The sequence below is a fragment of the Roseixanthobacter psychrophilus genome, from assembly GCF_043195195.1.
Classification (GTDB): Bacteria; Pseudomonadota; Alphaproteobacteria; order Rhizobiales; family Xanthobacteraceae; genus NCEH01.
The window spans coordinates 25,243-50,945 of the sequence record NZ_JBAFWT010000018.1 but is presented as its reverse complement, the minus strand read 5'-3'; the positions used below and the strand labels follow the sequence as shown (position 1 = coordinate 50,945).

The 25,703-nt window shown below is 64.9% G+C and carries 25 protein-coding genes; 15 read left to right on the top strand and 10 right to left on the bottom strand.

Translation table 11 applies throughout. From position 1 onward, the window contains the following. Nucleotides 1-4 precede the first annotated feature (4 nt). The 4 genes from trpA (at nucleotide 5) to V5F77_RS16340 (ending at nucleotide 4,767) form a co-directional block, all read left to right on the top strand. Nucleotides 5-844, top strand: coding sequence for a tryptophan synthase subunit alpha (gene trpA / locus V5F77_RS16355; protein WP_429006425.1), 840 nt, complete (start codon nucleotides 5-7; stop codon nucleotides 842-844). A gap of 157 nt (nucleotides 845-1,001) precedes the next feature. Continuing rightward, nucleotides 1,002-2,087, top strand: a complete 1,086-nt coding sequence (locus V5F77_RS16350; protein ID WP_429006424.1) for a linear amide C-N hydrolase — start codon at nucleotides 1,002-1,004, stop codon at nucleotides 2,085-2,087. 407 nt (nucleotides 2,088-2,494) lie between these two features. Beyond that, nucleotides 2,495-3,388, top strand: a complete 894-nt coding sequence (gene accD / locus V5F77_RS16345; protein WP_429006423.1) for an acetyl-CoA carboxylase, carboxyltransferase subunit beta — start codon at nucleotides 2,495-2,497, stop codon at nucleotides 3,386-3,388. Nucleotides 3,389-3,441: 53 nt separating this feature from the next. Continuing rightward, nucleotides 3,442-4,767: a bifunctional folylpolyglutamate synthase/dihydrofolate synthase gene (locus V5F77_RS16340; RefSeq protein WP_429006422.1), complete on the top strand. Its 1,326-nt coding sequence runs from the start codon at nucleotides 3,442-3,444 to the stop codon at nucleotides 4,765-4,767. A gap of 95 nt (nucleotides 4,768-4,862) precedes the next feature. Here V5F77_RS16340 and V5F77_RS16335 read toward each other — a convergent pair whose 3' ends face one another. Next, on the bottom strand, nucleotides 4,863-5,057 hold the full coding sequence (locus V5F77_RS16335) for a CsbD family protein (RefSeq protein ID WP_429006421.1): 195 nt from the start codon (nucleotides 5,055-5,057) through the stop codon (nucleotides 4,863-4,865). Nucleotides 5,058-5,274: 217 nt separating this feature from the next. Here V5F77_RS16335 and ilvD point away from each other — a divergent pair, with 217 nt between their 5' ends. Beyond that, on the top strand, nucleotides 5,275-7,128 hold the full coding sequence (gene ilvD, locus V5F77_RS16330) for a dihydroxy-acid dehydratase (RefSeq protein ID WP_429006420.1): 1,854 nt from the start codon (nucleotides 5,275-5,277) through the stop codon (nucleotides 7,126-7,128). A gap of 383 nt (nucleotides 7,129-7,511) precedes the next feature. Here ilvD and V5F77_RS16325 read toward each other — a convergent pair whose 3' ends face one another. After that, nucleotides 7,512-7,985, bottom strand: a complete 474-nt coding sequence (locus V5F77_RS16325; protein WP_429006419.1) for a CVNH domain-containing protein — start codon at nucleotides 7,983-7,985, stop codon at nucleotides 7,512-7,514. A 958-nt stretch (nucleotides 7,986-8,943) separates the two neighbouring features. Here V5F77_RS16325 and V5F77_RS16320 point away from each other — a divergent pair. Continuing rightward, the gene (locus tag V5F77_RS16320; RefSeq protein WP_429006418.1) at nucleotides 8,944-9,279 is read left to right on the top strand and encodes an STY0301 family protein; all 336 of its coding nucleotides are present in this window, start codon (nucleotides 8,944-8,946) and stop codon (nucleotides 9,277-9,279) included. Nucleotides 9,280-9,290: 11 nt separating this feature from the next. Here V5F77_RS16320 and V5F77_RS16315 read toward each other — a convergent pair whose 3' ends face one another. The 6 genes from V5F77_RS16315 to phnF form a co-directional block, all read right to left on the bottom strand. Next, nucleotides 9,291-10,550: a glycosyltransferase gene (locus V5F77_RS16315; RefSeq protein WP_429006417.1), complete on the bottom strand. Its 1,260-nt coding sequence runs from the start codon at nucleotides 10,548-10,550 to the stop codon at nucleotides 9,291-9,293. Beyond that, entirely contained in the window at nucleotides 10,547-11,470 is a 924-nt protein-coding gene (locus tag V5F77_RS16310) for a phytoene/squalene synthase family protein (RefSeq protein WP_429006416.1), read from the bottom strand. Before V5F77_RS16310 ends, V5F77_RS16315 begins: the two co-directional genes overlap by 4 nt. Further along, entirely contained in the window at nucleotides 11,467-13,002 is a 1,536-nt protein-coding gene (locus tag V5F77_RS16305; RefSeq protein WP_429006415.1) for a phytoene desaturase, read from the bottom strand. Before V5F77_RS16305 ends, V5F77_RS16310 begins: the two co-directional genes overlap by 4 nt. Before the next feature lie 137 nt (nucleotides 13,003-13,139). Next, a complete protein-coding gene (crtY, locus tag V5F77_RS16300) occupies nucleotides 13,140-14,279 on the bottom strand; it encodes a lycopene beta-cyclase CrtY (RefSeq protein WP_429006414.1) in 1,140 nt (379 codons plus the stop codon). A gap of 79 nt (nucleotides 14,280-14,358) precedes the next feature. Continuing rightward, nucleotides 14,359-14,970, bottom strand: coding sequence for a pyridoxamine 5'-phosphate oxidase family protein (locus V5F77_RS16295; protein ID WP_429006413.1), 612 nt, complete (start codon nucleotides 14,968-14,970; stop codon nucleotides 14,359-14,361). Nucleotides 14,971-14,976: 6 nt separating this feature from the next. Further along, on the bottom strand, nucleotides 14,977-15,741 hold the full coding sequence (gene phnF, locus V5F77_RS16290; protein WP_429006412.1) for a phosphonate metabolism transcriptional regulator PhnF: 765 nt from the start codon (nucleotides 15,739-15,741) through the stop codon (nucleotides 14,977-14,979). Nucleotides 15,742-15,891: 150 nt separating this feature from the next. Between phnF and phnG the strand changes: the two genes are divergently transcribed. The 9 genes from phnG to phnN all read left to right on the top strand — a co-directional run bounded on the left by phnG (nucleotide 15,892) and on the right by phnN (nucleotide 22,820). Continuing rightward, on the top strand, nucleotides 15,892-16,347 hold the full coding sequence (gene phnG / locus V5F77_RS16285; RefSeq protein WP_429006411.1) for a phosphonate C-P lyase system protein PhnG: 456 nt from the start codon (nucleotides 15,892-15,894) through the stop codon (nucleotides 16,345-16,347). After that, on the top strand, nucleotides 16,347-16,946 hold the full coding sequence (gene phnH / locus V5F77_RS16280; protein WP_429006410.1) for a phosphonate C-P lyase system protein PhnH: 600 nt from the start codon (nucleotides 16,347-16,349) through the stop codon (nucleotides 16,944-16,946). Before phnG ends, phnH begins: the two co-directional genes overlap by 1 nt. Before the next feature lie 3 nt (nucleotides 16,947-16,949). Further along, the gene (locus V5F77_RS16275; protein ID WP_429006409.1) at nucleotides 16,950-18,083 is read left to right on the top strand and encodes a carbon-phosphorus lyase complex subunit PhnI; all 1,134 of its coding nucleotides are present in this window, start codon (nucleotides 16,950-16,952) and stop codon (nucleotides 18,081-18,083) included. Between the two features lie 5 nt (nucleotides 18,084-18,088). Next, a complete protein-coding gene (locus tag V5F77_RS16270) occupies nucleotides 18,089-18,988 on the top strand; it encodes an alpha-D-ribose 1-methylphosphonate 5-phosphate C-P-lyase PhnJ (RefSeq protein ID WP_429006464.1) in 900 nt (299 codons plus the stop codon). Next, nucleotides 18,985-19,461, top strand: coding sequence for a GNAT family N-acetyltransferase (locus tag V5F77_RS16265; RefSeq protein WP_429006408.1), 477 nt, complete (start codon nucleotides 18,985-18,987; stop codon nucleotides 19,459-19,461). The genes V5F77_RS16270 and V5F77_RS16265 overlap by 4 nt, the downstream gene beginning before the upstream one ends. Then, on the top strand, nucleotides 19,458-20,249 hold the full coding sequence (phnK, locus tag V5F77_RS16260; RefSeq protein WP_429006407.1) for a phosphonate C-P lyase system protein PhnK: 792 nt from the start codon (nucleotides 19,458-19,460) through the stop codon (nucleotides 20,247-20,249). Before V5F77_RS16265 ends, phnK begins: the two co-directional genes overlap by 4 nt. A gap of 8 nt (nucleotides 20,250-20,257) precedes the next feature. Then, nucleotides 20,258-21,007: a phosphonate C-P lyase system protein PhnL gene (gene phnL / locus V5F77_RS16255; RefSeq protein WP_429006406.1), complete on the top strand. Its 750-nt coding sequence runs from the start codon at nucleotides 20,258-20,260 to the stop codon at nucleotides 21,005-21,007. A gap of 68 nt (nucleotides 21,008-21,075) precedes the next feature. Further along, nucleotides 21,076-22,236: an alpha-D-ribose 1-methylphosphonate 5-triphosphate diphosphatase gene (locus V5F77_RS16250; protein WP_429006405.1), complete on the top strand. Its 1,161-nt coding sequence runs from the start codon at nucleotides 21,076-21,078 to the stop codon at nucleotides 22,234-22,236. Further along, nucleotides 22,233-22,820, top strand: a complete 588-nt coding sequence (gene phnN, locus V5F77_RS16245; protein ID WP_429006404.1) for a phosphonate metabolism protein/1,5-bisphosphokinase (PRPP-forming) PhnN — start codon at nucleotides 22,233-22,235, stop codon at nucleotides 22,818-22,820. Before V5F77_RS16250 ends, phnN begins: the two co-directional genes overlap by 4 nt. A gap of 8 nt (nucleotides 22,821-22,828) precedes the next feature. Here the strand turns inward: phnN and sciP are convergent, their stop codons facing one another. Continuing rightward, the gene (sciP, locus tag V5F77_RS16240; RefSeq protein ID WP_348847339.1) at nucleotides 22,829-23,104 is read right to left on the bottom strand and encodes a CtrA inhibitor SciP; all 276 of its coding nucleotides are present in this window, start codon (nucleotides 23,102-23,104) and stop codon (nucleotides 22,829-22,831) included. Nucleotides 23,105-23,431: 327 nt separating this feature from the next. Next, entirely contained in the window at nucleotides 23,432-25,666 is a 2,235-nt protein-coding gene (gene glyS / locus V5F77_RS16235; RefSeq protein WP_429006403.1) for a glycine--tRNA ligase subunit beta, read from the bottom strand. Between the last annotated feature and the right edge of the window lie 37 nt (nucleotides 25,667-25,703).

Sequence of the window (25,703 nt, the reverse complement as noted above, 5' to 3'; positions counted from 1 at the left end):
GACCATGACCACCCGCATCACCGCCCGCTTCGCCGATCTTGCCGCCGAGGGCCGTCCCGGCCTCGTCACCTTCATCACAGCGGGCGATCCCGATGCCGCAACCTCGCTGGCGGTGCTGAAAGCCCTGCCTGCGGCCGGCGCGGACCTGATCGAGCTGGGCGTGCCGTTCACCGATCCCATGGCGGATGGCCCTGCCATCCAGGCGGCCGGTTTGCGGGCGCTCAAGGGCGGGCAGACCCTCGCCAAGACGCTCGGCATGGTCCGTGCGTTCCGCGAAGGCGACCACAAGACCCCTGTCGTTCTTATGGGCTATTTCAATCCCATCTATGTCTACGGCGTCCCGCGCTTTCTTGAGGATGCTAAGGCAGCGGGCGTGGATGGCCTGATCGTGGTTGATCTGCCGCCGGAGGAGGATGACGAGCTATGTCTTCCGGCGCTCGCTGCCGGGCTCGACTTCATCCGCCTTGCAACGCCGACCACGGACGACAAGCGCCTGCCGGCTGTGCTCGCTCACACGGCAGGCTTTGTCTATTACGTTTCAATCACCGGCATCACGGGCTCCGCGACGCCGGACGCTGATCTGGTCTCCGCAGCCGTAGCCCGCATCAAGGGTCACACCGACCTGCCGGTGGCAGTGGGCTTCGGGGTGAAAACCCCGGCCCAGGCGGCCGCCATCGCGGCAGGTGCGGATGCGGTGGTGGTGGGTTCGGCGCTGGTCGATGTCGTACGCGCCTCGCTGGACGAGAACGGCGCCGCTACCCCCGGCACGGTCGCCGATGTGGAGGCATTGGTTCGCGAGCTTGCCGGCGCGGTGCGTGGTGTGCGCCGCCGGACCGCTGAATAGGCATCAGTCAGTCGGATCGCGTCCACGCCGCAGGAGGCCGATAGCAATACCGTGATCGAGCCGCCGGGTTCTTCATACGCCCGGATCTTGATCCACCTCATGGCGCTGGCGGCCCATACCATTCAATGCTCTTCCCAATCCGAATGGGAGGATCGATATGGCCCGCTCGCGCACCACCCGCTTCATTGCCGCTCTGCTCGCGGGCGCCTCACTGGCAGCAGCTCCCGCCAGCGCCTGCACGCGCGCGCTTTATACCGGCGCGGACGGCATGGTCATCACCGGCCGGTCTATGGACTGGGCCGAGGATATGCGCACCAATCTTTGGGTGTTTCCCAAGGGGATGGCGCGCGACGGTGCGGCTGGCCCCACCGCGCCAAAATGGGTCTCCAAATACGGCAGCCTCATTGCCTCAAGCTATGATGTCGGCACCGCTGACGGCATCAATGAGGCGGGTCTGGTGGTGAACCTGCTGTATCTCGACAAATCCGACTACGGGCAGGACACCGGCAAGCCGCCCATGTCCATCTCCCTTTGGGCGCAGTATGTGCTGGACATGTTCGGCACCGTCTCGGACGCGGTTGCGGCGTTGGAGAAGGAGCCATTCCACATCGTCGCGCCGGTACTGCCCAATGGCGTGCCGGCGCAGCTCCACCTTGCGCTTTCCGATGCCAGCGGAGATTCAGCGATTTTCGAGTATATCGGCGGGAAGCTCGTCATTCACCACGGCAAGCAGTATCAGGTGATGACCAACTCCCCGACCTTCGATCAGCAATTGGCGCTCAACGCCTATTGGGAGGAGATCGGCGGGCTGACCTTCCTGCCTGGCACCAACCGCGCCTCCGATCGCTTCGCCCGCGCCTCATTCCTGATCCACGCGGTGCCGAAGCAGGCCGATCCGCGCTTCATCTCGGCGGTGCCGGGGCAGAGCTTCGCCAATCAAGCCGCGCTCAGCGTGCTTGGGGTGATGCGCAGCGTCGGCGTGCCGCTCGGCATTACCACGCCGAACCAGCCCAACATTTCCTCTTCCCTCTGGCGCTCGGTCGCGGACCAAAAGAACAAGGTCTATTTTTTCGATTCTTCCACCAGCCCAAATGCGTTCTGGGTCCCACTCGCGGATCTGGACCTGAAGGAGGGCGCGCCCGTAAAGAAACTCACCCTGGAAGGTGGGCGGATTTATTCCGGTAATGCGGCGGCCGAGTTTGCCGTCGCCAAGCCTTTCATTTTCTTACCCGCCACACCGTAGCTGAACAAACGATACTCTCTGAAAATTAACGGTACAAAAAATATCCATAAAGCAGGAAAAATCGAAATTTTCCATATCAGTCAGGCAATTTTTATATATTAAAATCAAATAATTCCACAAATAACTATCTAAAAATGATGTTGATATTATAAATTTGCCAGAATTGAATCAAAAATTCAGATTGTCAGCTTAGGATACTTCGTAAAAATAAAATCTCGTACATATTCTATTTCCCTTACGGAATAATTGGACCTTGCCGTGGTTTCGCCACCATGGGCGCCCAAGCCCTAAGGCTGGGATGAGGCGATGATGGCTACGCGCCGGCGTTTGCGCGGCGCTGCACAACCGCACTTCCGTTACCGCGCGCTCGGTATTACATGGAGCACGCCACAGCCGGAGCATCCTCCTTGAATTGGATTTCCAACGTCGTCCGCCCGAAGATCCGAGATTTCCTGGCGCGCCGGGAGGTACCAGAGAATCTGTGGGTGAAGTGTCCGGAAACCGGGCAGATGGTGTTCCACAAGGATCTGGAAGCCAATCTGTATGTGATCCCGGGCTCCGGCTATCACATGCGAATGGATGCGGTGCGCCGCTTGAAGGCCACCTTCGACGACGGGGCCTATGAAGAAGTTGCCCTCCCCGAGGTCGCCATCGATCCGCTGAAGTTCCGCGACGAGCGGCGCTATGCCGACCGACTGAAGGATGCCCGCACCAAGACCGGCATGCAGGATGCCGTAAAGGTTGCGACCGGCCTGCTGCAAGCGCTCCCGGTCACAATCGCGGTGCAAGATTTCGGTTTCATGGGCGGCTCGCTCGGCATGGCCGCAGGCGAGGCTGTGGTGAAAGGTCTGCAGACAGCGGCCGAGAAGGGCACGCCCTTTATCATGTTCGCCGCCTCGGGCGGCGCGCGCATGCAGGAAGGCATCCTCTCCCTCATGCAGATGCCGCGCACCACGGTCGCGATCCAGGAATTACGTGAGGCCAAGAAGCCGTACATCGTGGTTCTCACCAACCCCACCACAGGCGGCGTTACAGCCTCCTACGCCATGCTGGGCGACATTCAGATCTCAGAGCCCGGCGCCCTGATCGGCTTTGCCGGGCCGCGAGTGATCGAGCAGACCATCCGCGAGAAGCTGCCAGACGGCTTCCAGCGCGCCGAATATCTGCGCGAGCACGGCATGATCGACATGGTGGTGCATCGTCACCAGATGCGAGAGACACTGGGACGGATCTGCCGCATCCTGGTAAAGGCGCCGGCCGCCCCCCCCCAAGGGCGCCTGCCGCGTCCTGCCGCCGCTTGATGCCCGCCCGATCTTTCCGCCGCGCGGCCGCAGCCGCGCAGGGGTAGCTTCCAATGTCCCTCCCCCGCCCCGCCGGCGGACCCGACGCAATCCTGGAGCGCCTTGCGGCACTCCATCCCCAGCGGATTGATCTTTCGCTGGACCGGGTCCACCGCCTCCTTGCCGCCCTCGACCACCCCGAGCTGCGCCTGCCGCCGGTCATCCATGTGGCCGGCACCAATGGCAAGGGATCCACCATCGCCTTCCTGCGCGCGGCGCTGGAGGCGGCGGGCAAGCGTGTGCACGTCTATACCTCGCCCCATTTGGTGCGCTTCAATGAACGCATCCGCCTTGCCGGCGTCCTGGTCAGCGATGGGGCCCTTTCGGACGCGCTCGACAAGGTCGAGAGCGCCAATGCCGGCCAGCCCATCACGCTGTTCGAGATCACCACGGCGGCAGCTTTCGTATTGTTCGCCCAGGTGGCCGCCGATGTGTTGCTGCTCGAGGTCGGTCTCGGTGGTCGCCTGGACGCCACGAATGTCGTCGATGCACCCTTGGCCAGCGTCATCACACCATTGTCCATCGACCATGTGGATTTTCTCGGCCCGACACTCGAGCAGATCGCGGGAGAAAAAGCCGGCATCATTAAGCGCCGGTCGCCGGTGATCGTCGCGGCGCAGCCGGATGAAGCCCTCGACGTGATCGAGCGCGCAGCGGCTCGCAACCTCGCGCCAGTGTTCGTGCGCGGCCAGCATTGGACGGTCCATGAGGAAGCAGGCCGCCTGGTCTATTCCGACGAGGCCGGGTTGCTGGATCTGCCGCGGCCGCGCCTCATGGGCGCGCATCAGATCGACAATGCGGGACTTGCGGTCGCAACCTTGCGGGCATTGCCGCAATTGGGCATCCCTGCCGCCGCCCTCGAATCCGGCCTCAAGGCGGCAGAATGGCCGGCACGGCTGCAGCGCCTCGCCCCGGGCCCGCTCGCCGCGCGCGCCCCGGCGGACGTGGAAGTCTGGTTGGACGGCGGACACAATGCCGCCGGCGGCGCGGCGCTGGCGAGCGCCCTGGCCGAACTGGAAGAGCGCTATGCCCGACCTCTGATCATGGTGGTTGGCATGCTCGGCTCCAAGGACATCGCCGCCTTCCTCGCGCCGTTCGCCGGACTCGTTCGCGAAGTCATCGCCGTGCCAGTGCCGGGCGAGCACAAGGGCCTCGCTCCGGACGAGGTCGCAGCCGCTGCCGCCACGCTTGGCATGTCCAGTTCGGTGGCACGCGATGTGGGGACGGCCCTGGACAGCCTCGCAGCTTTCCCATTGGTGCCGCCGCCACGTGTGCTGATCGCCGGTTCGCTCTATCTGGCAGGCGCCGTGCTGCAAGAGAACGCCACCGCTCTCACCTGATTTTTCACGCCGAGACCACCCTATCTCGTCGTGTCACAAAAATGTGGGCGGCCGGACGACATCGCCCGACCGCCCGCGGTCATTCAAACAAAAGCTCAGAGGTTGCGGTTGACGGTGCCCTTCACCGCATCCTTAGCCTTGCCCACGGCCTGCTGGCCTTCACCCTTGATTTCCTGCACCTTGCCCTCGACCTGAAGGCGATCATTGCCGACCGCCTTGCCAATGCCCTGCTTGGCATTGCCGATGGCTTCGTTTGCGGTGCCCTTGATCTTGTCGCCAGTGCTACCCATGAGATATTCCCTTCGTCTCGGTGAGCTTGCATAGACAACGGCCAGGGAGGCCTTACGTTCCCTCGGTCCGGAAAAAGCAGGCATTGATGCCCTGGGCGCATGGCCTATCGGGCAGCTCCTGCACGGAAACGATTCCGTTCAGCCTAAATTCGCTCTAAGAGAACCGTCACAATGTTGCGCAGGTTACCCCTGTCGCTGATATAAAAGGTAAGAGGACATGCCCGCCTATCGTTCCCGCACCTCCACCCACGGCCGCAATATGGCCGGCGCCCGGGGCCTGTGGCGCGCCACTGGCATGAAGGACGGCGATTTCGGCAAGCCCATCATCGCAGTGGTCAATTCCTTCACCCAGTTCGTCCCCGGCCATGTTCACCTGAAGGATCTCGGCCAGTTGGTGGCGCGGGAGATCGAAAAGGCGGGCGGTGTTGCAAAGGAATTCAACACCATCGCGGTGGATGACGGCATCGCCATGGGCCATGACGGCATGCTCTATTCACTGCCCTCGCGCGAGATCATCGCCGACAGCGTGGAATATATGGTCAACGCGCACTGCGCCGACGCCATGGTGTGCATCTCCAATTGCGACAAGATCACGCCCGGCATGCTGATGGCCGCCATGCGCCTCAACATCCCCGCGGTGTTCGTCTCCGGCGGCCCCATGGAGGCCGGCAAGGTGATCCTCTCCACCGGCGAGCGGAAGGTGGATCTGATCGACGCGATGGTCGCGGCCGCGGATTCTCGCGTGTCCGACGAAGATGTGAAGGTGATGGAGCGGTCCGCATGCCCCACCTGCGGGTCCTGCTCGGGCATGTTCACGGCGAATTCCATGAACTGTCTCACGGAGGCCCTCGGTCTCGCCCTGCCGGGCAATGGCTCGGTGCTGGCGACCCATGCCGACCGCGAGCGCCTGTTCGTGGAAGCCGGCCACCTGATCGTCGATCTCGCCCGCCGCTATTACGAGCAGGACGACGAGCGCGTGCTGCCGCGCAAGATCGCGACCTTCAAGGCATTCGAGAATGCCATGACGCTGGATATCTCCATGGGCGGCTCCACCAATACGGTGCTGCACCTGCTCGCCGCGGCCAATGAGGGCGAGGTGCCGTTCACCATGGCCGACATAGACCGCCTCTCGCGGGGCGTTCCGGTGCTGTGCAAGGTCGCGCCCGCCGTCGCCAATATCCATATGGAAGACGTGCACCGCGCCGGCGGCATCATGGCCATCCTCGGCGAACTCGACCGCGCCGGCCTGCTTCATTCCGACCAGGGCACGGTGCATGCGCCGACCCTCGGCGATGCCCTGGATCGCTGGGATGTGAAGCGCACCAGCTCGGAGAGTGTGCAGACCTTCTATCGCGCTGCCCCCGGCGGCGTACCGACCCAGGTCGCCTTCAGCCAGGCGCGCCGCTGGGACGACCTCGATACCGACCGGGAAAGCGGCGTGATCCGCGATGCTGCTCATGCCTATTCGAAGGATGGCGGCCTTGCGGTGCTGTACGGCAACATCGCGGAAGAAGGCTCGATCGTGAAAACGGCGGGAGTCGATGCCGCCTCGCTCACCTTCTCCGGTCCCGCGCGCATCTTCGAGAGCCAGGACGCGGCTGTGGAGGCAATCCTCGCCTCGCAGCGCATTGTCGCCGGCGATATCGTACTGATCCGCTATGAGGGGCCGCGCGGCGGACCCGGCATGCAGGAGATGCTCTATCCGACCTCCTATCTGAAGTCGAAGGGCCTCGGAAAGGTTTGCGCGCTAGTCACCGACGGGCGTTTCTCGGGAGGCTCCTCGGGCCTGTCCATCGGCCACGTCTCCCCGGAAGCGGCCGAGGGCGGTGCCATCGGGCTTGTGGAAGAAGGCGATATCATCGAGATCGACATCCCCAACCGCCGCATTCATCTGGCGGTTTCGGACGAGGTGCTCGCCCATCGCCGCGCCGCCATGGAAGCGAAGGGCGATGCCGCCTGGAAGCCGGCGACGCGGACCCGCGTGGTCTCCCAGGCGCTCCAGGCCTATGCGGCGCTCACCACCTCCGCCGCGCGCGGCGCCGTTCGCGACGTGAAGGCCCTGCGCCGCTGAGCAGCCGCCGCGCCTGATCCCCTCTCGCCCCCGGTCCCCCTCTCCCACTTGCGGGGGAGGGTCAGGGAGGGATGCGACCGGCACGGCGGACCTGTTCATCTTCGGAGCGCGGCATTCACCTCCCCTCACCCCAACCCTCTCCCCCTCGGGGAGAGGGGGAACGGGCGGGATTTCCACCGTCATCGGTGCCAGGCCTTGGCCCTCACCTCTCCCCGGGGGGCGAGGTCGACCGCGCAGCGGGCGGGTGAGGGGGCGAGCCGCACGGAACAGATTCGCAGCGGTCGCTACAGAGGCCCGCCGGCTGAGCTCTCGCCTCTATCCTCTCTCCCTGGGGGAGAGGGGGCATTCATGCTCATGGAATGAGTGTCGAGTCCCGATGCCCCTCACCGGCAAGTGAGCCGCCCGTCTATATTGGCGATATCACGACCAGCGCTGCACCAGCTTGCCGCAGTCGTGGCATCCACCCAGCGCCCGCGCGAATCCTGGCAGCTTGCCTTCAGCCAGCCCGCCACCATCCGGACCTCCCGGCACGTGGCCATATAGGAGCCGGACGGAATCTTTTCGCCATAGCTGGATGACGCGGACGGGCCGCCAAATCCGGCGGAGGCCGCCTTGCAGACGAGACGCCCATTCTCGTTCGCGATGTCGCTGCCGAGCGAGCACCAGCCCGGAACCGTGCTTGCCTCGGCCCAGCCACCATATCCGTTCTGGCAGGTCGCCTTTAGCCATCCAGCCTCCTCACGCACATTCACGCAGGTCGCAAGATAGCTGCCCTGCCGAACCTGTGCGGCGGCCGGCCCCGCAACACAGGCGACGAGCAAGAACGCGGCAGAGAAAAGCCTTCCAAACATCGGCATGTTCGCTCCTGTATCGTGAGCACATGCCGATCAGCTCGCACCACAAGCTGATCGGGTCATGCGTGCGTCGGATTTAGCGGCAGGCGAACTGCCCATTTATGTTGGCGATATCCCGGCCTCTGCAAAAATTCGGGAAAATGCTGGTTTCGCGCCACCGCCCACGTTCATCCCGGCAGAGGGCGTTCAAGGTGCCGCCGGCCATGTTGATGTCCCGGCACGAGGCCATATAGGAGCCCTGTGGCAGCGGCGACGGCCCGCGGCCGCCCGGGTTGTACCCGGGGCCGGGATTGTAGCCAGGTCCAGGAGGGTAGCCGGGGCCAGGGTTATAGCCAGGTCCGGGGTTGCGACCGGGGCCTGGTGGGTAACCAGGGCCGCCACCATTCCTCACTTGGCAGGTGAGCGTCCCATTCGAATTGGCGATGTCGGAGCCCGGCACGCACCCCGGCAACATGAGGAACGCGGGAACAGAAACGCCAAGTTGGTTGCGACAGAAAGCCGTGAGCATCCCGTTGGAGACACGCGCCTTTTGGCAGGTGTACAGATAGCTCCCCGGCGGCGCCTGCTGGGCCTCGGCGAGAGTGGAAAGAGCCGTAAGGCATAGCAGCCCGGCCGCGATACCTAAAAACTTCGCACGCACCCGCATGATACGTCACACTCCAATCAATCGACCTGATAATCTACAGAAGGTGCCACCGTGCCGCTGGTGAGCGACTCTCGCCCACCTCTCCAGCAACCGCACCCCGCTGGTGTGCTTTGACACCATATTTCGAAGCTGCGGCAGAGTGATTTCCATATTCCCTGCACAATATTACACCGGCCTGACAAGGCGCTTAAAAATCCCTCGGGTGGCGCACAGGGCGCTGACCATGGCGCGAGGGTGAGTTCACGCATATAAGGCGCATCATGCTTGCCAACGGCCATTTCCGGCAGCGCGCGGGCCGGACAGGAGCGGGCATTGATGTGGCGCACGTGTCTTTCCCTCGCGATCCTGGTGAGCGCGAGCGGCGCGGCTTTGAGCGCCGTGGAATGTCCCTCGCACCTGCACAGCCAAACGCTAGGAGCGGTCTCGGTGTTCGATGGCCCGCCCGAGGAGATGGTCGACCTCGCCCCTGAGCAAACCGGCAAGCGCGACACTTGGAGCGGCCTCGACCGGACCGGCCGGCCGGCATTTCTGATTTGCCGATACAAGGGCACGAGGGAGATTAGGGAATTCGCGCTTCCCGCCGGCACCAAGGCCTGCGCCGGTATCCGAACGGCCGACGATAGCGGCTATAAGCGCATGAGATGCGAATAGGGGCACGGATCTCAGCCGCGCAGTGACTCGACCGCCCCGAGGATCAGGTCCGCCGCTTCGGTCACACCGCCGCTCTGCGCGATCTCGCCCTGGATGCGCCGCGCGGCGATGGCGTAGGCAGGATCCGATAGGACCAGCTCCAGCGCTTCCTGCACCCGCGCCGCCGAAGCTTTCTTGGCGGGGAAGATGCGCGCGACACCGCAATAGACCAGGCGCGCGGAAATCCCCGGCTGCTCGAACGCAATCGGCATGGCGACCAGCGGCACCCCGAAGGAAAGTGCATCCATCACGGTGTTGAACCCCGCATGGATCACTGCCGCCTTGCAATGGGCGAGCACCTGCCTTTGTGGCACGAAGGCCCGCACGATGGGATCGCCCGGCAGCGCACGTGCCGCCTCATCGCTCAACAGCCCGCCATGGGCGAGCACAAGGCGCACGTTCAACTTCTGCGCCGCCATTGCCACCGCCTGGAACAGATCCGCCCGCGCGCCCTGCAACGTGCCAAGGGAACAGAACACCAGCGGACGCCCGTCGCCGTGGAGGTCAAAATCGAGGACCGCCTCGGCTTCCGATGTGCGGAACGGGCCGCAATAGTGGAAGGCGGCGGGCAGTTCGGCGCGCGGGAAGTCGAGACCCTTCACGCACTGCGCGACCTGAAGCAGAGGCGAAAATCCTTGGTCCGCCAACGGGTCGAGGTCGAACGACGCCGCATGGCGCGCCACCACCTTGGCCATGGGCTTCATAAGGAAATCGGTCACCCGCCAGCCGCCTTCGCTCCACCAGCGGCCCTTGTCGGTGGGATCATAGGGCCAGTCCACGAACGGCGGCGGTAGGCCGATTTCGCGATTGAGCGGCAATGCGGTGGCGGTGGAGACGAAGGGCAGTTTGAGATGCCGTGCCACCAGCGCACCGGCGGCTTCCGTCTGGTCCGCGATCACCGCATCGATTCCTTCGGCGCGGAAGGCAGCGGGGAGATCGCGACAAAGCATGTCGGTAATATCGGCGGTGTCGCGGATCACGCCGAGCAGGCCGAGCGGCCCGGTGGGGTTGGCGAGCTTATGGAGATGCGCCTTGAGCGCGCCCTTCGGATGACTTTCCAACCCTACAGCGCAGAAACCCACCGGTGTCCCGCGCACCATCTCGGCTGCGTCCGCCATGTGGAAGAATGTGACGCGATGGCCACGGGCGACGAGATCGCGCGACAGAGCCACCAGCGGATTGAAATGCCCCGAGAGCGGTGGGGCGACCACTGCGAAATGAAGGGACGTCATGCCGGACGAGTCCAGAGCGTCGCGGAGCGCGGCGCGGTGGGGGATGCGAGGCGAGATAGAGCAGCCTGCACCGCGCCTGAGGCCGCGAACGCAATCTTCTCACCCTTGGTGGTGGAACGCCGCTCATCCCAGGCAAGTGGGCCTGCCGCGCGCACCTTGGTTCCGATGGCGCGATACACCGCCCGTGCGGTCGTGATCGCGCAGGCAGAACGGAACGGCAGCGCTCGCACGCCGATCAAGGCGGACTCATAATAAGGTTCGGCCAGATCCAGCAGCCGCGCCACCACATCCGCCACCTTCTGGCGGTTGGCCGGCAGCGCCACGGCGTCGGGTTCGACACCGACGGCGCGCAGCCACTCGGCCGGCAGATACACCCGGCCGATGCCGGCATCTTCCACCACGTCGCGGGAGATATTGGTGAGCTGAAACGCAAGGCCGAGGTCGCAGGCGCGGTGCAGCACCTCCTCCTCGCGCGCGCCCATGATAAGCGCCATCATCACCCCGACCACGCCCGCCACATGATAGCAATAGGAGAGCGTGTCCTTGATCGTCTCGTATTTGCGGTCTTCCACATCCATGCGGAAGCCCTCAAGGAGGTCGAGGGGATAGCGCTCGGGAATCGCATTGCGGCGGATCACCTCGGCAAAGGCGGCAAAGGCTGGGTGGGTGGTCGGCAGTCCGCGATAGGCCCGGTGGGTCTCCTCATAAAGCCCGTCGAGACGCGCTTGCGCGCTCATGCTCTCCGCCACCCGGCCATGGCCGAGAACCTGCCCATCCACCACGTCGTCGCAATGGCGGCACCAAGCGTAGAGCATGACGGCGTCCGCACGTGTGCGCGGGTCGAACAGCTTGGCGGCAGCCGCGAAGCTCTTGGAGCCCTTCGCGATGGCTGCTTCGCTGGCGGTGAGGACTTCACTCACGCCTTGCTCCTGTCCATGGAGATGGAGGGGAAATCGGCAATGATCAGGCCTGCCGTCGCCTTTGCCGAACCGACCACGCCTGGAACCCCGGCGCCCGGATGGGTACCGGCGCCGACGATATAGAGATTGGGAATCTTGTCATCGCGATTGTGCGGGCGGAACCACGCCGATTGGGTCAGCAGAGGCTCTACGGAGAATGCCGATCCCATGTGCGCGTTGAGTTCGTCGCGGAAGCCGAAGGGGGTGAGGATGCGGCTCGTCACCAGATCCTCCTTGAGGCCCGGCAGGAGGCGCGCTTCCAGATAATCAAGGATGCGGTCACGATATTTCGGGCCTTCAACATCCCAATCGATCTGCGCCTTGCCGAGATGGGGCACGGGCGAGAGCACGTAGAAGCCGGTGCAGCCTTCCGGCGCAAGGCTTGGATCGCTCACCGTTGGCGCGTGCAGATAGAGCGAGAAATCCTCCGGCAGATCGGGACCGGCGAAGATGTCGTCGATCAGTCCGCGATAGCGAGGCCCGAACAGCACGGTATGGTGCTGGAGGTGCGGATAGGTGCGTTTCGTGCCGAAGTAGATCACGAACAGCGACATGGAGTGGCGCATCTTGCCAAGCCTTTTGCCCTCGGCCTTGCCGCGCGGCGTATTGCGCAGCAGCTTGGCATAGGTGTGCACCACGTCTGCATTGGAGGCGACGAGATCGAATTTCGTCACGCTGCCGTCGGCCATGCGCACGCCGGTGGCACGGCCATTCTCAACCAATATCTCATCGACGGGCGCGGACAGGCGCAGCGTGCCGCCGAGATCCTCGAACAGGCGCACCATGCCCTGCACCAGCGCGCCGGTGCCGCCGCGTGGGAAGAACACGCCCCATTTGCGCTCCAAAGCGTGGATCAGCGCGTAGATGGAGGAGGTGGCGAACGGGTTGCCGCCGACCAGTAAGGAATGAAACGAGAAGGCCTCGCGCAATTGCTCATCCTTGATGAAGCGCGACACCATGGAATAGACGCTCTTCCAGGCCTCCAGCCGCATCAACTGGGGCGCCGCGCGGATCATGTCCTTGAAGGACAGGAATGGCACTGCGCCAAGCTTGAGATAGCCCTCCTCAAACACCGCCTTCGAATAGGCGAGGAAGCGTCGGTAACCCTCGACATCGACCGGGGACTTGGCGGCGATCTGCCGGTCCAGCCCCTCTTGGTCGTTCACATAGTCGAACTGATAGCCGTCGCTCCATAGCAACCGATAGAACGGCGAGATGGATATCAGCTCCACATAATCGGAGAGCTTGCGCCCGGCGATGGCGAACAGCTCTTCGAGGGCACTCGGATCGGTGATGACGGTCGGCCCGCCGTCGAACACAAAGCCCTGATCCTCATAGACATAGGCACGGCCACCGGGCTTATCGCGCTTCTCGTAGAGCGTGGTGTCGAAACCTGCGGCCTGCAATCGGATCGCCAGCGAGAGACCGCCGAAGCCTGAGCCGATGACCGCCGCCTTGCGGTGGCCGTTGGGGTGCGTCTTCGTCAGCATCATGGCACGCGGGATCCGTGTTTCACTTCGCCGATTTCACGCGGCGGCTTCTCACTCGGTGGAACCGTTTCGCGCCTGCGATACAGCATCTTGTGGAGAATTGCATATCGCAGCTTTGGGAGGAGGCGGGCGCGGCCGGCTCAAGTGCGCTCCGGCAGACAACGCAGCGCCGCGCCGAGCGGCACCGGCGGGCGGCCGGTGAGAATGCGCGCCTTGTCGGCCAGGGTCAGGCGCCCGGCGTAGAAGCGGGCGATCAAGGGTTCCGGAAGGCCATAGAAACGCTGAAGAATGGTATAGCGCTGGTCGGGCGCGGCGGCGCGGAACAGCATGCGGTTGAGCAGGCGGAAATAGCCGCGCCGCTCCCAGGTGGCGAAGGCATGTTGCCGCACCCGCTCGGCAAGCGCCGGGCCGGAGATATCCGGGCTTTCTGCAACCATGTCCGCCAGCGCCATGGCATCGGGCAGCGAATAACCTGTGGTGGGGTGGAACAGCGCCGCACGCAGCCCGCTGCGCACCACGCCTTGCGTCCCGGCGTTCCAGAAGGCGGCAAGATTTCCGCCGAGCGCGATGGGCAAGACCCCCTCTTCTTCGCGGATCACCTCCTCCACGTGCCATCCCTGGGCGTGCGCATAGGCCAGGATGCGGGCGCGCAGCGCACCGGGATCGAGACCGGGGCCGTCGGCATAATAGGTGTCCTCGATCAGCACCGTATCGGCGGTGAAAGGCAGCAAATAGACGAAGCGATACCCGTCGAGCTGGGACACGGTGGCGTCCATGATGACCGGGCCGCTCAGCCCGTGAGGCGCGGCAAGGCGTACCTCCAGGCCGAGGAATTTTTGATAGCCGAGGTCCAGGTGGGCGCTCTCTCCCGGCCCGCGACCGTCCACCACCGCACGGGCGTGAATTGTCTCTCCGCCCTTCAGAACCACATGGTCGGCATGCAGCACCGCCACCCTTGCGTTGGTGCGCAGCGCCGAACCGAGCGCCGCATGGGCGATCGCTTCCAGCTTGTGGGATGCGATGGAAGCATAGGCCCCCTCCAACGCACGGCGGCGTGCGGGGAAGCGGACGCTGTGGCCGCGCCACCGCGCGGTAAGCAGGGGGGCGAGAAACTCAAATTGAGCCGGGGTTACGTCGGTCTCGTGGAACGACCAGGTATGGTTGCCGCCGATGCGCGGGCCTGCCTCCAGAATGGCGAGCCTTAGATCCGGCCGGGCCTGCCTGAGCCTCAGGGCGAGCAGCACGTTGGCAAGGCCGCCGCCCACCAGAACCATGTCCATCGCTCATCGGCCTCCGCGCGTCGCCCCAGGCATGGCTCCCACGTCCGGGCGGCCTAGACAAGCGTGTGGGCGCGTTCGCTTAGTACAGCACCGATTTGTAGCGCTGAAGCATCTCTTCCTGCGTCTCGGCAGGCGCTTCAAGGCGGGCGTGGTCCTTGAGCATCTCCCCCATGGTTGGCAGCGCCGAGCGCGCAACCTTGGCTTCCGCGCTCCAGAGAGCCGACCGCATGAGCGATTTGGCGCAGTGCAGATAGGCTGATTGCACGTGAACCCGCAGAACGCTCGCCGGCACTTTCCCAGCCACCGCAAAGCGCGCGTTCAACTCTGCACTGGCATGGATTTCCGCCCGCCCGTTGACACGCAAGGTCTCGTCCACGCCGGGAATGAGAAAGAGCAAGCCGACACCGGGGCGCTCGAGAATATTTTCGAGGCTGTCGAGGCGGTTGTTGCCCGGCCGATCGGGCAGCAACAGGGTGGTGTCATCCTCTACCACGACAAAACCGGGATGGTCGCCGCACGGCGACACATCCATGAAGCCGTCCGAGCCGCCGCTCGCCAGCAGGACGAACGGGCTCAGCGCAATGAAATCGCGGCAATGGCGGTCCAGAAGGTGGATTTCCTTAGCCACCGAGCGGCCATGCGCGGGCTTGTAGAGCTGACGCAGCGCTTCGCGGCTTTCGACTTTGGACATGAGCCCTCAGGGTTTGATGACGAGTTGCACGCGGTCAGCTGCGAAGCTGGAGCGGCCCCATTGCAGGGGCGTGCCATTGGCCTCCACATCCACCCGCTCGACCACCATCACAGCGCGTCCCGGACTCAGCGACAGACGTTCCTGCTCGCTTTCATTTGCCGGCCGGGCAGACAGGCGAGTCTCGCGACGTCGAAAATCGAGGATGCCGAGCGTAGCCAGCGCGCGCGTCAGAGATCCGGTGGCGGCATAGACAAGGTCGAGGTCGCGGCAGCGCGCTTCGGGGAAATAGGCCCGCCCGCACGAGATGGGCACCCCGTCCGCCTCGTGGATTGTCTCTATGGCGAGCACGGGCGTCCCTTCGGGGATCTCCAGGGCCTGCGCCACCTCGCGGTTTGCCGGTTCGACCACCGCGCCGAGACACCGCCCGAAGGGCTCGCGCCCGTTGGCGGAAACGATCTCGGAGAAACGAGTCCGCGTACCGATGGGATACCGGAGCGGCGGCTCCTTGACGAATGTGCCGCGCCCCGCCGTCGCCTCGATCATTCCCCGCTCGGACAGCACGGCAAGCGCGCGCCGCACCGTGTGACGGTTGACGCCGAACCGCAGTGCGAGATCGGCCTCCACGGGCAGGCGCGCGCCGGCGGGAAACAGCCCGGCATTTATCTCGCCCTGCAGTCGCTCCGCGATTTGCTTCCATAAGGCGATACCCGAGCCGCGCTTCACATCGGCATCGTCCACTTCCGTCATTCCAGCGTGACCTAGTTCGTCCATGGTCGTGACCGTTCCCATCATTTTTGCGCGCGCTTTGCCAGCGTGTCTTGCCTATTTGTATATTTGATTATACAAATTCCGTCCAGTGACATCACACGGTACCTCCCAAAGGCGGATAGCGCAGCAATCTTGCCCCTGAGGACAAGCGCAATGCATGAAAATCCCGACCCAAATGCCCGCCGGATAGAGGTGATGCGCCTCCTGTCCCGCGCAACCCAGGAGGAATTGGAGGCCGCGATCGAGCGATTCGCTCCTCTTCCGCCATTGCGCGAGCTGCGAACCCCAGATGTCGGCCTCGCCATGCTGCGCGGGCGCGTCGGCGGCGACGGTTCGCCCTTCAACCTCGGCGAAGCGACGGTGACCCGCGCGGCGGTGCAACTGGAAGCGGGTGCCACGGGGGTCTCCTATATGCTCGGACGCGAACCGGAGCGCGCCCGCGCCGCCGCCATCCTCGATGCACTATGGCAGGACGAGGCGCTGCGTGGCGCAGTCGAACAGGCCCTTTCCCCTGTACGCCACCGCCTTGACGATGAAGTGACGCAAGGGGCTGCGAAGACCGAAGCCACGAAGGTGAATTTCTTCACCATGGTCCGTGGAGAAGATTGATGCCGGCGACCGCACTGGCTTCCGGCTTCGCAGATGCCCCCCGCGAGGCCCAAGACGTGTTCAAGGCCGTGATGTGGGCGCTGGCCCGCCCCGGCCGCGCGATCCCGCTTGTGAGCCGCCTTTCCCCGCCCGCGCCGCTCTCTCCGGAGATGGCCGCTATCGCCCTGGCCTTGCTGGATTACGAGACCCCGCTCTGGCTCGACCCATCCCTGGCCGCTGCGCCGGCAGCGGCGGCATTCCTGCGCTTTCACACCTCCGCCCCTCTGGTGCATACGCCTGCTGCCGCGCGCTTCGCGCTGATCGCGGACGGTGCAGCCATGCCGGCCTTTTCGCAATTCGCACTGGGCGAGCCGGATTATCCGGACCGGTCGACCACCTTGGTGGTCCAGGTGGAGTCTCTTGGCGAAGGGCCGATCCTGCTGGAAGGACCGGGGATCGAGACCAGTGTGGGCTTTGCCGCCGCGCCTTTGCCGGTGGACTTCGCCGACCGGCTCGCCGCCAACCGGCAGATCTTCCCGCTGGGTGTTGACCTCATCCTCGTCGCGCCAGGAGCCATTCTTGGCCTCCCGCGTTCGGCGCGCGTCATCGCGGAGGCCTGAGCCATGTATGTTGCCGTCAAGGGCGGTGAAGCCGCCATCCGCAACGCCCACGCGCTGCTCGCCGAGACTCGGCGCGGCAATCCCGGCGTGCCCGAAATCGGCATCGACCAGATTTCCCAACAACTCACTTTGGCCGTCGATCGGATCATGGCCGAGGGTTGCCTCTATGACCGCGACCTTGCCGCCCTCGCGCTTAAGCAGGCGCGTGGCGACATGATCGAGGCCATCTTCCTGGTGCGCGCCTTCCGCACCACCTTGCCCCGTTTCGGCTATGCGCAGCCGGTGGAAACCGGCCCCATGCGGGTGCGCCGGAGGGTTTCCGCCACCTTCAAGGATCTGCCCGGCGGGCAGGTGCTCGGCCCCACCTTCGACTATACCCACCGGCTGCTGGATCCGACCCTTGCGACCTTCGCGGCCGCGCCGGCAGATGAGGCCGGCGCGAAACCGGTGGCGCCCTCGGTGACGCCCCCCGTGCCGCCGGTGGCCATGGCGCGCGTCACCGACCTGCTGGGCGACGAGGGCCTGATCGAGGCGTCGCCTCCCGACGACGGCACCGAGCCCGGCGACATCACCCGCGAGCCGCTGACCTTCCCCGCCGACCGTTCGGTGCGGCTGCAGAATCTGGCACGGGGCGATGAAGGCTTCCTGCTGGCACTCGGCTATTCCACCCAGCGCGGCTATGCCCGCACCCATCCCTTCGTCGGCGAAGTGCGTATGGGCGAGGTGGAGGTGAGCATGTTCGTCGAGGAACTCGGCTTTGTCGTTCCCCTTGGCGAAATCACCCTCACCGAATGCCAGATGGTAACGCAGTTCCATGGTTCAGCGCAGGTGCCGCCGCAATTCACACGCGGTTATGGCCTTGTGTTCGGCCAGAGCGAGCGCAAGGCCATGTCCATGGCCCTGGTGGAACGGGCGCTGCGTTACGCTGAATTGGGCGAGGAGAAATCCGCCCCCGCCCAGGATGCGGAATTCGTGCTGTCCCATTCGGACAATGTGCAAGCGACCGGCTTCGTCGAGCATCTGAAGCTGCCGCATTATGTGGATTTCCAGGCCGAGCTGGATCTGGTGCGCCGGATGCGCGCCGCGCACGCTTCGGACGAGAGCACGCAGGCTGAACATGCGGAGGCGGCGGAATGAGCCAGATGCCGGCCATCACCTATAATTTCGCGTATCTCGACGAACAGACCAAGCGGATGATCCGCCGGGCGATCCTGAAGGCCATCGCCATTCCCGGCTATCAGGTGCCATTCGCCAGCCGCGAAATGCCAATGCCCTACGGCTGGGGCACCGGCGGTGTGCAGGTGACGGCTTCCATCCTCGGGCCGGACGATGTGCTGAAGGTCATCGACCAGGGCTCGGACGACACTACCAACGCCGTTGCCATCCGCAGCTTCTTTCAGAGCACGGCCGGGGTCGCAACCACCACCCGCACTGAGGATGCCACCATCATCCAGACCCGCCACCGCGTGCCGGAAACGCCGCTGCACGAAGGACAGGTATTGGTCTATCAGGTGCCGATCCCCGAGCCGCTGCGCTTCCTCGAACCGCGCGAGAGCGAGACCCGCAAGCTGCATGGCCTCGCCGATTACGGGCTGATGCATGTGAAGCTCTATGAGGACATCGCCCGCCACGGCCATATCGCGACCACCTATGCCTATCCGGTCGCGGTCGCCGGCCGCTATGTGATGGACCCCTCCCCGATCCCGAAGTTCGACAATCCCAAGCTCAACGACAGCCCGGCGCTTCAGCTCTTCGGTGCCGGGCGTGAGCAGCGCATCTATGCCATTCCGCCGCACACGCGCGTGGTATCGCTGGATTTCAAGGACCATCCCTTCACGGTCCAGCATTTCGCCAAGCCGTGCGCGCTCTGCGGGGCGAGGGGCGTCTATCTCGACGAGGTGGTGCTCGACGATAAAGGCGGGCGCATGTTCGTGTGTTCCGACACAGATTATTGCGCTGACCGGCGGGACACCGGCCATGTGGGCGAACTGGGCGTGCCCGTTGACGTCGGATCGGCGCGCGCGGCGGAGGATGCCACGTGAGCCTTACCCTCGCCCCCACCCTGACCATCCGCCACGCGGGAGAGGCAGACCTTCCGGCGGTGCTGGCGCTTTATGCCCAGCCGGGCATGGACGACGGCGCCATGCTGCCGCTTGATGAAGCCCAAGTGCTGTTCCGCCGCTTCGCCCAATATCCCGATTACAAGCTCTATGTCGCCGAGGCCGGCGGCACGGTGGTCGGCACCTTCGCGCTGCTCATCATGGACAATCTCGGCCACCTCGGCGCGCCCTCTGCGATCGTGGAGGACGTGCTGGTGGATCCCGGCATGCAAGGCGCCGGGATCGGCCGCGAGATGATGCGGGTCGCCATGGCGCACGCGGCGCAAAAGGGCTGCTACAAGCTGGTGCTCTCCTCCAACCAGAAGCGCGAGCGCGCCCACGTCTTCTACGAGCAGCTTGGCTTCCAACGCCACGGCGTCAGCTTCCATATCGAGCTTGCGGGAGAGGATGCATGAGCCAGTTTGCGGACCAGGATCAGCCGCTCCTATCGGCGCGCGGGCTGACCAAATTCTACGGCGCCCGGCTCGGCTGTCGTGACGTTGATCTCGATGTCCACGCAGGCGAGGTGGTGGCCATCGTCGGGGAATCCGGCTCGGGCAAATCCACTCTGCTCGGCCTCCTCTCCACCGAGCTTGCGCCCAGCGCCGGAGCGGTTTCTTACCGCATGCGGGATGGCGTGCTGCGCGATCTCGCCGCTCTCTCAGAAGCCGAGCGCCGGCTGCTGCTGCGCACCGATTGGGGCTTCGTGCGCCAGCATGCCGAACAGGGGCTGCGCATGGCGGTCTCGGCGGGCGGCAATGTGGGCGAACGGCTAATGGCGGTCGGCTGGCGTCATTACGGGGAGATTCGCGACGAGGCCGGCGATTGGCTCGACCGGGTGGAAATCGCCCGCGATCGCATGGACGACGATCCCCGCACCTTCTCCGGCGGCATGCGCCAGCGGCTTCAGATCGCTCGCAATCTCGTCACCCGCCCGCGCCTCGTGTTCATGGACGAACCAACCGGCGGGCTAGATGTGTCGGTGCAGGCACGTCTGCTGGATCTGGTGCGCTCGCTGGTGGCCGACCTCGGCCTCGCAGTGGTGATCGTGACCCATGACCTTGCAGTCGCCCGACTGCTCTCCCACCGCATCCTGGTGATGCGCCACGGCCAGGTGATCGAAGAAGGGCTGACCGACCAGGTACTCGACGATCCACGTGAGCCTTACACCCAGCTCCTCGTTTCTTCGGTGTTGGCGGCATAGGGATGCACATGAACACCCATATTTCCCCCACAGCTCACGGCGAACAATTCGCCGCCCCCGCCCTGCCCCTGCTTAAGGTCAGCGGCCTCTCCAAGGCCTTCACCCTGCACTTGCGCGACGGCATGCGCCTGCCGGTGGTGGAAGGCGTGAGCTTCGAGGTGCACGCCGGCACCTGCGTCGCCCTCGGCGGCCCCTCCGGCGCTGGCAAAAGCTCGATCCTGAAGATGGTATTCGGCAATTACCGCACAGATGCGGGATCCATCCTGATCGCAGACGGCACCGCGCAGGTGGATGTCGCGCGGGCCGCGCCCCGGCGGATGCTGCGCCTGCGGCGCGACCGCATCGGCTATGTCAGCCAATTCCTGCGGGTCATTCCACGCGTCTCCACCCTTGATGTTGTGGCCGAGCCGCTGCGCACCGAGGGCGTGGACGCCGAGACCGCCCAGGCGCGAGCCCGCACTTTGCTCGCCCGCCTCAATCTGCCCGAAAGGCTGTGGGGCCTGCCGCCGGCGACCTTTTCCGGCGGCGAGCAGCAGCGGGTGAACATCGCCCGCGGCTTCATCGGCGCGCAGGAACTGCTGCTGCTGGACGAACCCACCGCATCCCTCGATGCCGCCAACCGCGCCGTTGTGATCGAACTGATCCGCGAGAAGAAGGCCGCCGGCATCGGCATGCTCGGCATCTTCCACGATGGAGAGGTGCGCGAGGCAATCGCCGATCAGGTGGTGGACGTCTCCGGATTCTCCGCCGCGCACTGAAGCGCGGCTTCCCTCCCTTCGGCCGCCGAGGTGGTGCGCCGCAATAAGACTTTTGAAAAAGGCCTGCCATGTCCGAGCCCCGCCCCTCCGGTTCCGAGATCGTTTTCGCCAACGCCCAGGTCGTCCTGGCCGACGAGATTCTCAACGGCCATATCCGGGTGCGCGACGGGCGCATCCTTGACATCGGCACAGGCGCAATACCCTCAGGCGCGGAGGATCTGGAAGGCGACTACCTTCTGCCCGGCCTCGTAGAGCTGCACACGGACCATGTGGAAGGCCATCTCGCGCCCCGGCCCAAGGTGCGCTGGAACCCGGTCGCGGCCGTGCTGGCCCATGATGCGCAGATCGCGGCCTCGGGCATCACCACCGTGTTCGATTCCCTGCGGGTGTGGCCCGACCGCAGAGCCGTCGGTATGGACGGCGACGCGCCCATGCTCGCCACGGCCCTCGCCGAGGCACGTTCCGCCGGGGCCCTGCGCGCCGATCATCTCATCCATCTGCGCTGCGAGGTGGCGACCGATACGGTAGTCGAGGAGGCGCAGGCCATCATGGAGGCCCATGACGTGCGTCTCATCTCGTTGATGGACCACACGCCCGGCCAGCGCCAGTTTGCCACCATCGAGCAGTTCCGCAGCTATTATAAGAAGAAGAGCGGCATCACCGACGAAGAGATGGACCTCATCGTCGCCGCGCGCCTTGAATTTCATTCCCGTTTCTCGCGCGAAAATCGCGCCAGCCTCGTCGCCATCGCACGCGATCGGGGCATCGTGCTCGCCTCGCATGACGATGGCACCGATGCCCATGTGGAGGAGGCCATCGGCGATGGCGTTGCCATCGCCGAATTCCCCACCACGCATGATGCGGCGCGCCTCTCGCATGCTGCCGGCATCCGCGTGCTGATGGGGGCGCCCAATCTGGTGCGCGGTGGCTCGCACACGGGCAACGTCTCGGCTCAATCCCTGGCGCAGGCGGGCTTGCTCGACATCCTGTCCTCGGATTATGTGCCTTCAAGCCTGTTGTGGGCCGCCTTCGATTTGACCCAGCGCGAAAGCCAGATCACCTTGCCGCGAGCCGTTTCCATGGTCACCCGCACGCCCGCAGCCGCTGCGGGGTTGACGGACCGTGGCGAAATCGCACCTGGTAAGCGGGCCGACCTCATCCGCGTGCGGCTTGCCGGGGAACTGCCGGTTGCAACTGCCGTGTGGCGCGAAGGACGGCGCGTGGCATGAGCCTGAACGAGCACGCTGTCCTAAAACATGCCCTTCCCATCGGCCCGGGTCCATTGGTCCTGGTGGTCGGCCCCTCCGGGGCCGGCAAGGACACGCTGCTGGATATCGCCCGCGCCCATCTCGCGGTGAATGGCCGGGTGCATTTTGCCCGCCGGCTTGTCACCCGTCCGGCGGGTTCGGGTGAGGCGCACGGCACCTTGAGCCTTGATGAGTTCGCCGCCCGGTACGATGAATTCGCCCTGTCCTGGCAGGCACACGGGCTGTCCTATGCCCTGGGGCCGGAGGTCACCGCGCAGATTCGAGCCGGCGATGTCGTGGTCGCCAATGGCTCGCGTGCAACATTGCCGCTGGCACGCCAGCGTTTTTCACGCCTGTTCGTGGTGCATGTGACGGCACCCGTGGCGGTGCGCGCCGCACGCCTTGCCGCCCGCGGCCGCGAGGCGGAGGAAGACATCCGCGAGCGTCTGGAGCGAGCACCGCAGATCGATCTGCAGCCGGACCTCGTTCTTGAAAATGTCGGCCCGCCCGAGGTCTGCGGCGCACGCCTCGCGGACTTCATCGCAACGCTCACGCCGCAGACCTGATTGCCGCTCTAATTGCGATAATGCTGGATGCGCGTGGTGCGCAGGCCGGGTAGCCCGTGCTGGTCGATGGAGGCCTGCCACGACAGGAACTCGTCCACCGTAAGCGTATAGCGCTTACACGCCTCTTCCAGACTGATGAGCCCGCCGCGCACCGCCGCCACCACCTCCGCCTTGCGCCGTATCACCCAGCGTCGGGTGTCCGGCGGCGGCAGATCCGCGATGGTCAGCGGGCTCCCGTCGGGCCCAATCACGTATTTCACCCTAGGCCGATAGGCATCGGTCATCGCTACGCTCACCCATTACTCAACCCAACCCTGGGTGACCGTGACAGGCGGCGATGAAGATTTCCCTAAAGGACAATAAGAATATGTTATTTACTTCTATTAACGCCGATTAAAACCTATAACTTATGTGTAAATGCCAAAGTCATACCAGCGCAGACGCCATTATTACGCACGACAACTAGAGGCGAAAACACAGGCTTCTCTTAAGACGGGAAGACGAATCGAAACAATGCCGCTAACGCACAACCGCCGCGCTGCTGCATTACGCAGGGCGCGGCGGCATTCGATGGTATTGGGGGGATGACCCGAACCCAACAGGCTGGGGAATTACCCCTCGATCCGGTCAAAATCGGCGATTGCACGCGTTGAGGCGCGGATTTCATCCAGCAGCTTGAGGCGGTTGATGCGCAATTGCGGCTCGCTCGCGTTCACTGTCACCGCCTCGAAGAAGGTGTCGACCGGCCCGCGCAGGTGGGCGAGAGCGGCCATGGCGGCGCCGTAATCCTCCCGCGCCACCGCCTCCACCACCTGCGGCTTCACCGTTTCGATCATCGCTGCGAGACGCTCCTCCGCGGGCTCCACAAGGAATCGGGCGTCGGCAGGCCCTTCGTAGCGCTCGCCGTCCTTCTTTTCTTCAATGCGCAGGATGTTGACCGCGCGGCGATAGCCGGCGAGCAGGGTCTTGCCGTCCTCGGTCTCCAGGAAGCGCTGCAATGCCTCCACGCGGCGCACGATGAGGAGCAGATCGTCTTGGTTTTCGAGGCCGAATACCGCGTCCACCAGATCGTGGCGAGCACCGCGCTCGCGCATGTGCACTTTCAGGCGCTCGGCAAAGAAACCCAGCAAGTCGTGCGCCACGTCGCCGGACAAGGTCTGCCCCTCGGCCCTCTCTGTGGTCTGCGCATCCGCGCCGGGCGCCAGCTTCAGGAGTCGCCGGGCGAGGCCCTGCAGCATGTCGCTGACCACCTTGTCGGCCAGCGCGCCGACGCGGAATACGTCATGGGGGTGGCTCGCGTAATTCGCCTCGCCCAAAATCGGCCGGGTGGCCGAGACGAGCAGCGGCAACAGCGGCAGGCTGAGGTCATTTTCGAGCACGATGCGGATCACACCCAAAGCCGCCCGGCGCAATGCATAAGGGTCCTTGGAGCCCGTCGGCTTCTCGTCGATGACCCAGAAGCCCACCAGCGTGTCGATCTTGTCGGCCAGCGCCACCGCGATGGACACCGGCGCGGTCGGCACGCGATCCGATGGGCCTTGCGGCTTGTAATGGTCTTCGCTGGCGGTCGCGATCTCCGCCGGTAGACCCTCGCCTTCGGCATAATAGCGGCCCATGAGGCCTTGAAGTTCCGGGAATTCGCCGACCACTTCGGTCAGCAGGTCCGCCTTGGCCACCCGCGCGGCACGCTCCGCCAGCGTGGGATCGGCGCCGACCTGCGGCGCGATCTCCTGCGCGAGGCGGGCGATACGGGCGATGCGGGCACCCTGGCTGCCGAGCCTTTCATGGAAGGTGACGGAATCGAACTTGCCGAGCCGGCCTTCCAGGGTCCCCCTGCGGTCGGTATCCCAGAAGAATTTCGCATCCGAGAGCCGGGCCCGGATCACCCGGCCGTTGCCAGCCACGATCTGGACCCCGCCATCGCTCGCGGCGATGTTGGAAATCAGGATGAAGCGGTTGGCGAGGCACCCGGTCTTCGGGTCCTTCAGCACGAAGCACTTCTGGTTGGCGCGGATGGTGGCGCGGATCACCTCGTCGGGGATCGAGAGGAATTCCTCCTCGAACGCGCCGATGAGCACCACCGGCCATTCGACCAGCCCCGCCACTTCCTCCAGCAGCGCCTCATCCTCGACCAGGTCGAGCCCATGCACCAACGCCAGATCCTTGGCATCGGCAAGGATGATATCCTTGCGCCGGTCGCGGTCGGCGACCACTTTGGCGGCTTCAAGCTTGGACAGCCAATCCTCCAGCCGACGCACCTTGATGGGGGCCGGCGCCAGGAAGCGGTGGCCGTAGGTGATGTCCGAGGAGACGATGCCGTCGATCTCGAAGTGCACCACCTCGGGATCTTCCACCTCGGTGCCGAAGGTGCACAGGATGGAATGCAGCGGACGCACCCAGCGCAAGCTGCCCGAGCCCCAGCGCATGGACTTCGGCCAAGGGAAGCTGCGCACGATCTGCGGTACGATCTCGGCGATCACCTCGGTCGTCGGCCGGCCCGGCCGCTCCACCACCGCGACGTAGAAGTCGCCCTTCTTGGGATCGCTCTGGATGCTGGCCTGATCGATGGAGGACAGGCCGGCGCTTTTCAGGAAGCCCTGGATCGCCCCCTCCGGCGCGCCGACGCGCGGCCCCTTCTTCTCTTCGCGGGTGTCGCTCTGGCGGCCCGGCAGGCCGTGGACGGCAAGGGCGAGGCGGCGCGGTGTCACAAAAGCCTTCGCGCCTTCGTACAGCAGACCGCGCTCCACCAAAGCGTCGGTGACGAGCTTGCGCAGCGTCTCCGCCGCTTGCGCCTGCATGCGGGCCGGGATTTCCTCGGAGAAGAGTTCAAGAAGCAGGTCGGGCATGGGATCGGTTCTGTGAACCTCCGCGCGGGAGGGCGCG

Excerpts from the sequence above, each read along its gene's own strand:
- ilvD (WP_429006420.1), top strand. The coding sequence starts at position 5,275 with ATGCCCGCCTATCGTTCCCGCACCTCCACCCACGGCCGCAATATGGCC.
- V5F77_RS16340 (WP_429006422.1), top strand. The coding sequence starts at position 3,442 with ATGTCCCTCCCCCGCCCCGCCGGCGGACCCGACGCAATCCTGGAGCGC.
- V5F77_RS16335 (WP_429006421.1), bottom strand. The coding sequence starts at position 5,057 with ATGGGTAGCACTGGCGACAAGATCAAGGGCACCGCAAACGAAGCCATC.
- V5F77_RS16305 (WP_429006415.1), bottom strand. The coding sequence starts at position 13,002 with ATGATGCTGACGAAGACGCACCCCAACGGCCACCGCAAGGCGGCGGTC.
- V5F77_RS16320 (WP_429006418.1), top strand. The coding sequence starts at position 8,944 with ATGTGGCGCACGTGTCTTTCCCTCGCGATCCTGGTGAGCGCGAGCGGC.
- phnF (WP_429006412.1), bottom strand. The coding sequence starts at position 15,741 with ATGGACGAACTAGGTCACGCTGGAATGACGGAAGTGGACGATGCCGAT.
- phnK (WP_429006407.1), top strand. The coding sequence starts at position 19,458 with ATGAGCCAGTTTGCGGACCAGGATCAGCCGCTCCTATCGGCGCGCGGG.
- crtY (WP_429006414.1), bottom strand. The coding sequence starts at position 14,279 with ATGGACATGGTTCTGGTGGGCGGCGGCCTTGCCAACGTGCTGCTCGCC.
- glyS (WP_429006403.1), bottom strand. The coding sequence starts at position 25,666 with ATGCCCGACCTGCTTCTTGAACTCTTCTCCGAGGAAATCCCGGCCCGC.
- V5F77_RS16270 (WP_429006464.1), top strand. The coding sequence starts at position 18,089 with ATGCCGGCCATCACCTATAATTTCGCGTATCTCGACGAACAGACCAAG.
- sciP (WP_348847339.1), bottom strand. The coding sequence starts at position 23,104 with ATGACCGATGCCTATCGGCCTAGGGTGAAATACGTGATTGGGCCCGAC.
- phnG (WP_429006411.1), top strand. The coding sequence starts at position 15,892 with ATGCATGAAAATCCCGACCCAAATGCCCGCCGGATAGAGGTGATGCGC.
- V5F77_RS16350 (WP_429006424.1), top strand. The coding sequence starts at position 1,002 with ATGGCCCGCTCGCGCACCACCCGCTTCATTGCCGCTCTGCTCGCGGGC.
- phnN (WP_429006404.1), top strand. The coding sequence starts at position 22,233 with ATGAGCCTGAACGAGCACGCTGTCCTAAAACATGCCCTTCCCATCGGC.
- V5F77_RS16250 (WP_429006405.1), top strand. The coding sequence starts at position 21,076 with ATGTCCGAGCCCCGCCCCTCCGGTTCCGAGATCGTTTTCGCCAACGCC.
- V5F77_RS16325 (WP_429006419.1), bottom strand. The coding sequence starts at position 7,985 with ATGCCGATGTTTGGAAGGCTTTTCTCTGCCGCGTTCTTGCTCGTCGCC.
- trpA (WP_429006425.1), top strand. The coding sequence starts at position 5 with ATGACCACCCGCATCACCGCCCGCTTCGCCGATCTTGCCGCCGAGGGC.
- V5F77_RS16315 (WP_429006417.1), bottom strand. The coding sequence starts at position 10,550 with ATGACGTCCCTTCATTTCGCAGTGGTCGCCCCACCGCTCTCGGGGCAT.
- phnL (WP_429006406.1), top strand. The coding sequence starts at position 20,258 with ATGAACACCCATATTTCCCCCACAGCTCACGGCGAACAATTCGCCGCC.
- V5F77_RS16275 (WP_429006409.1), top strand. The coding sequence starts at position 16,950 with ATGTATGTTGCCGTCAAGGGCGGTGAAGCCGCCATCCGCAACGCCCAC.
- V5F77_RS16295 (WP_429006413.1), bottom strand. The coding sequence starts at position 14,970 with ATGTCCAAAGTCGAAAGCCGCGAAGCGCTGCGTCAGCTCTACAAGCCC.
- phnH (WP_429006410.1), top strand. The coding sequence starts at position 16,347 with ATGCCGGCGACCGCACTGGCTTCCGGCTTCGCAGATGCCCCCCGCGAG.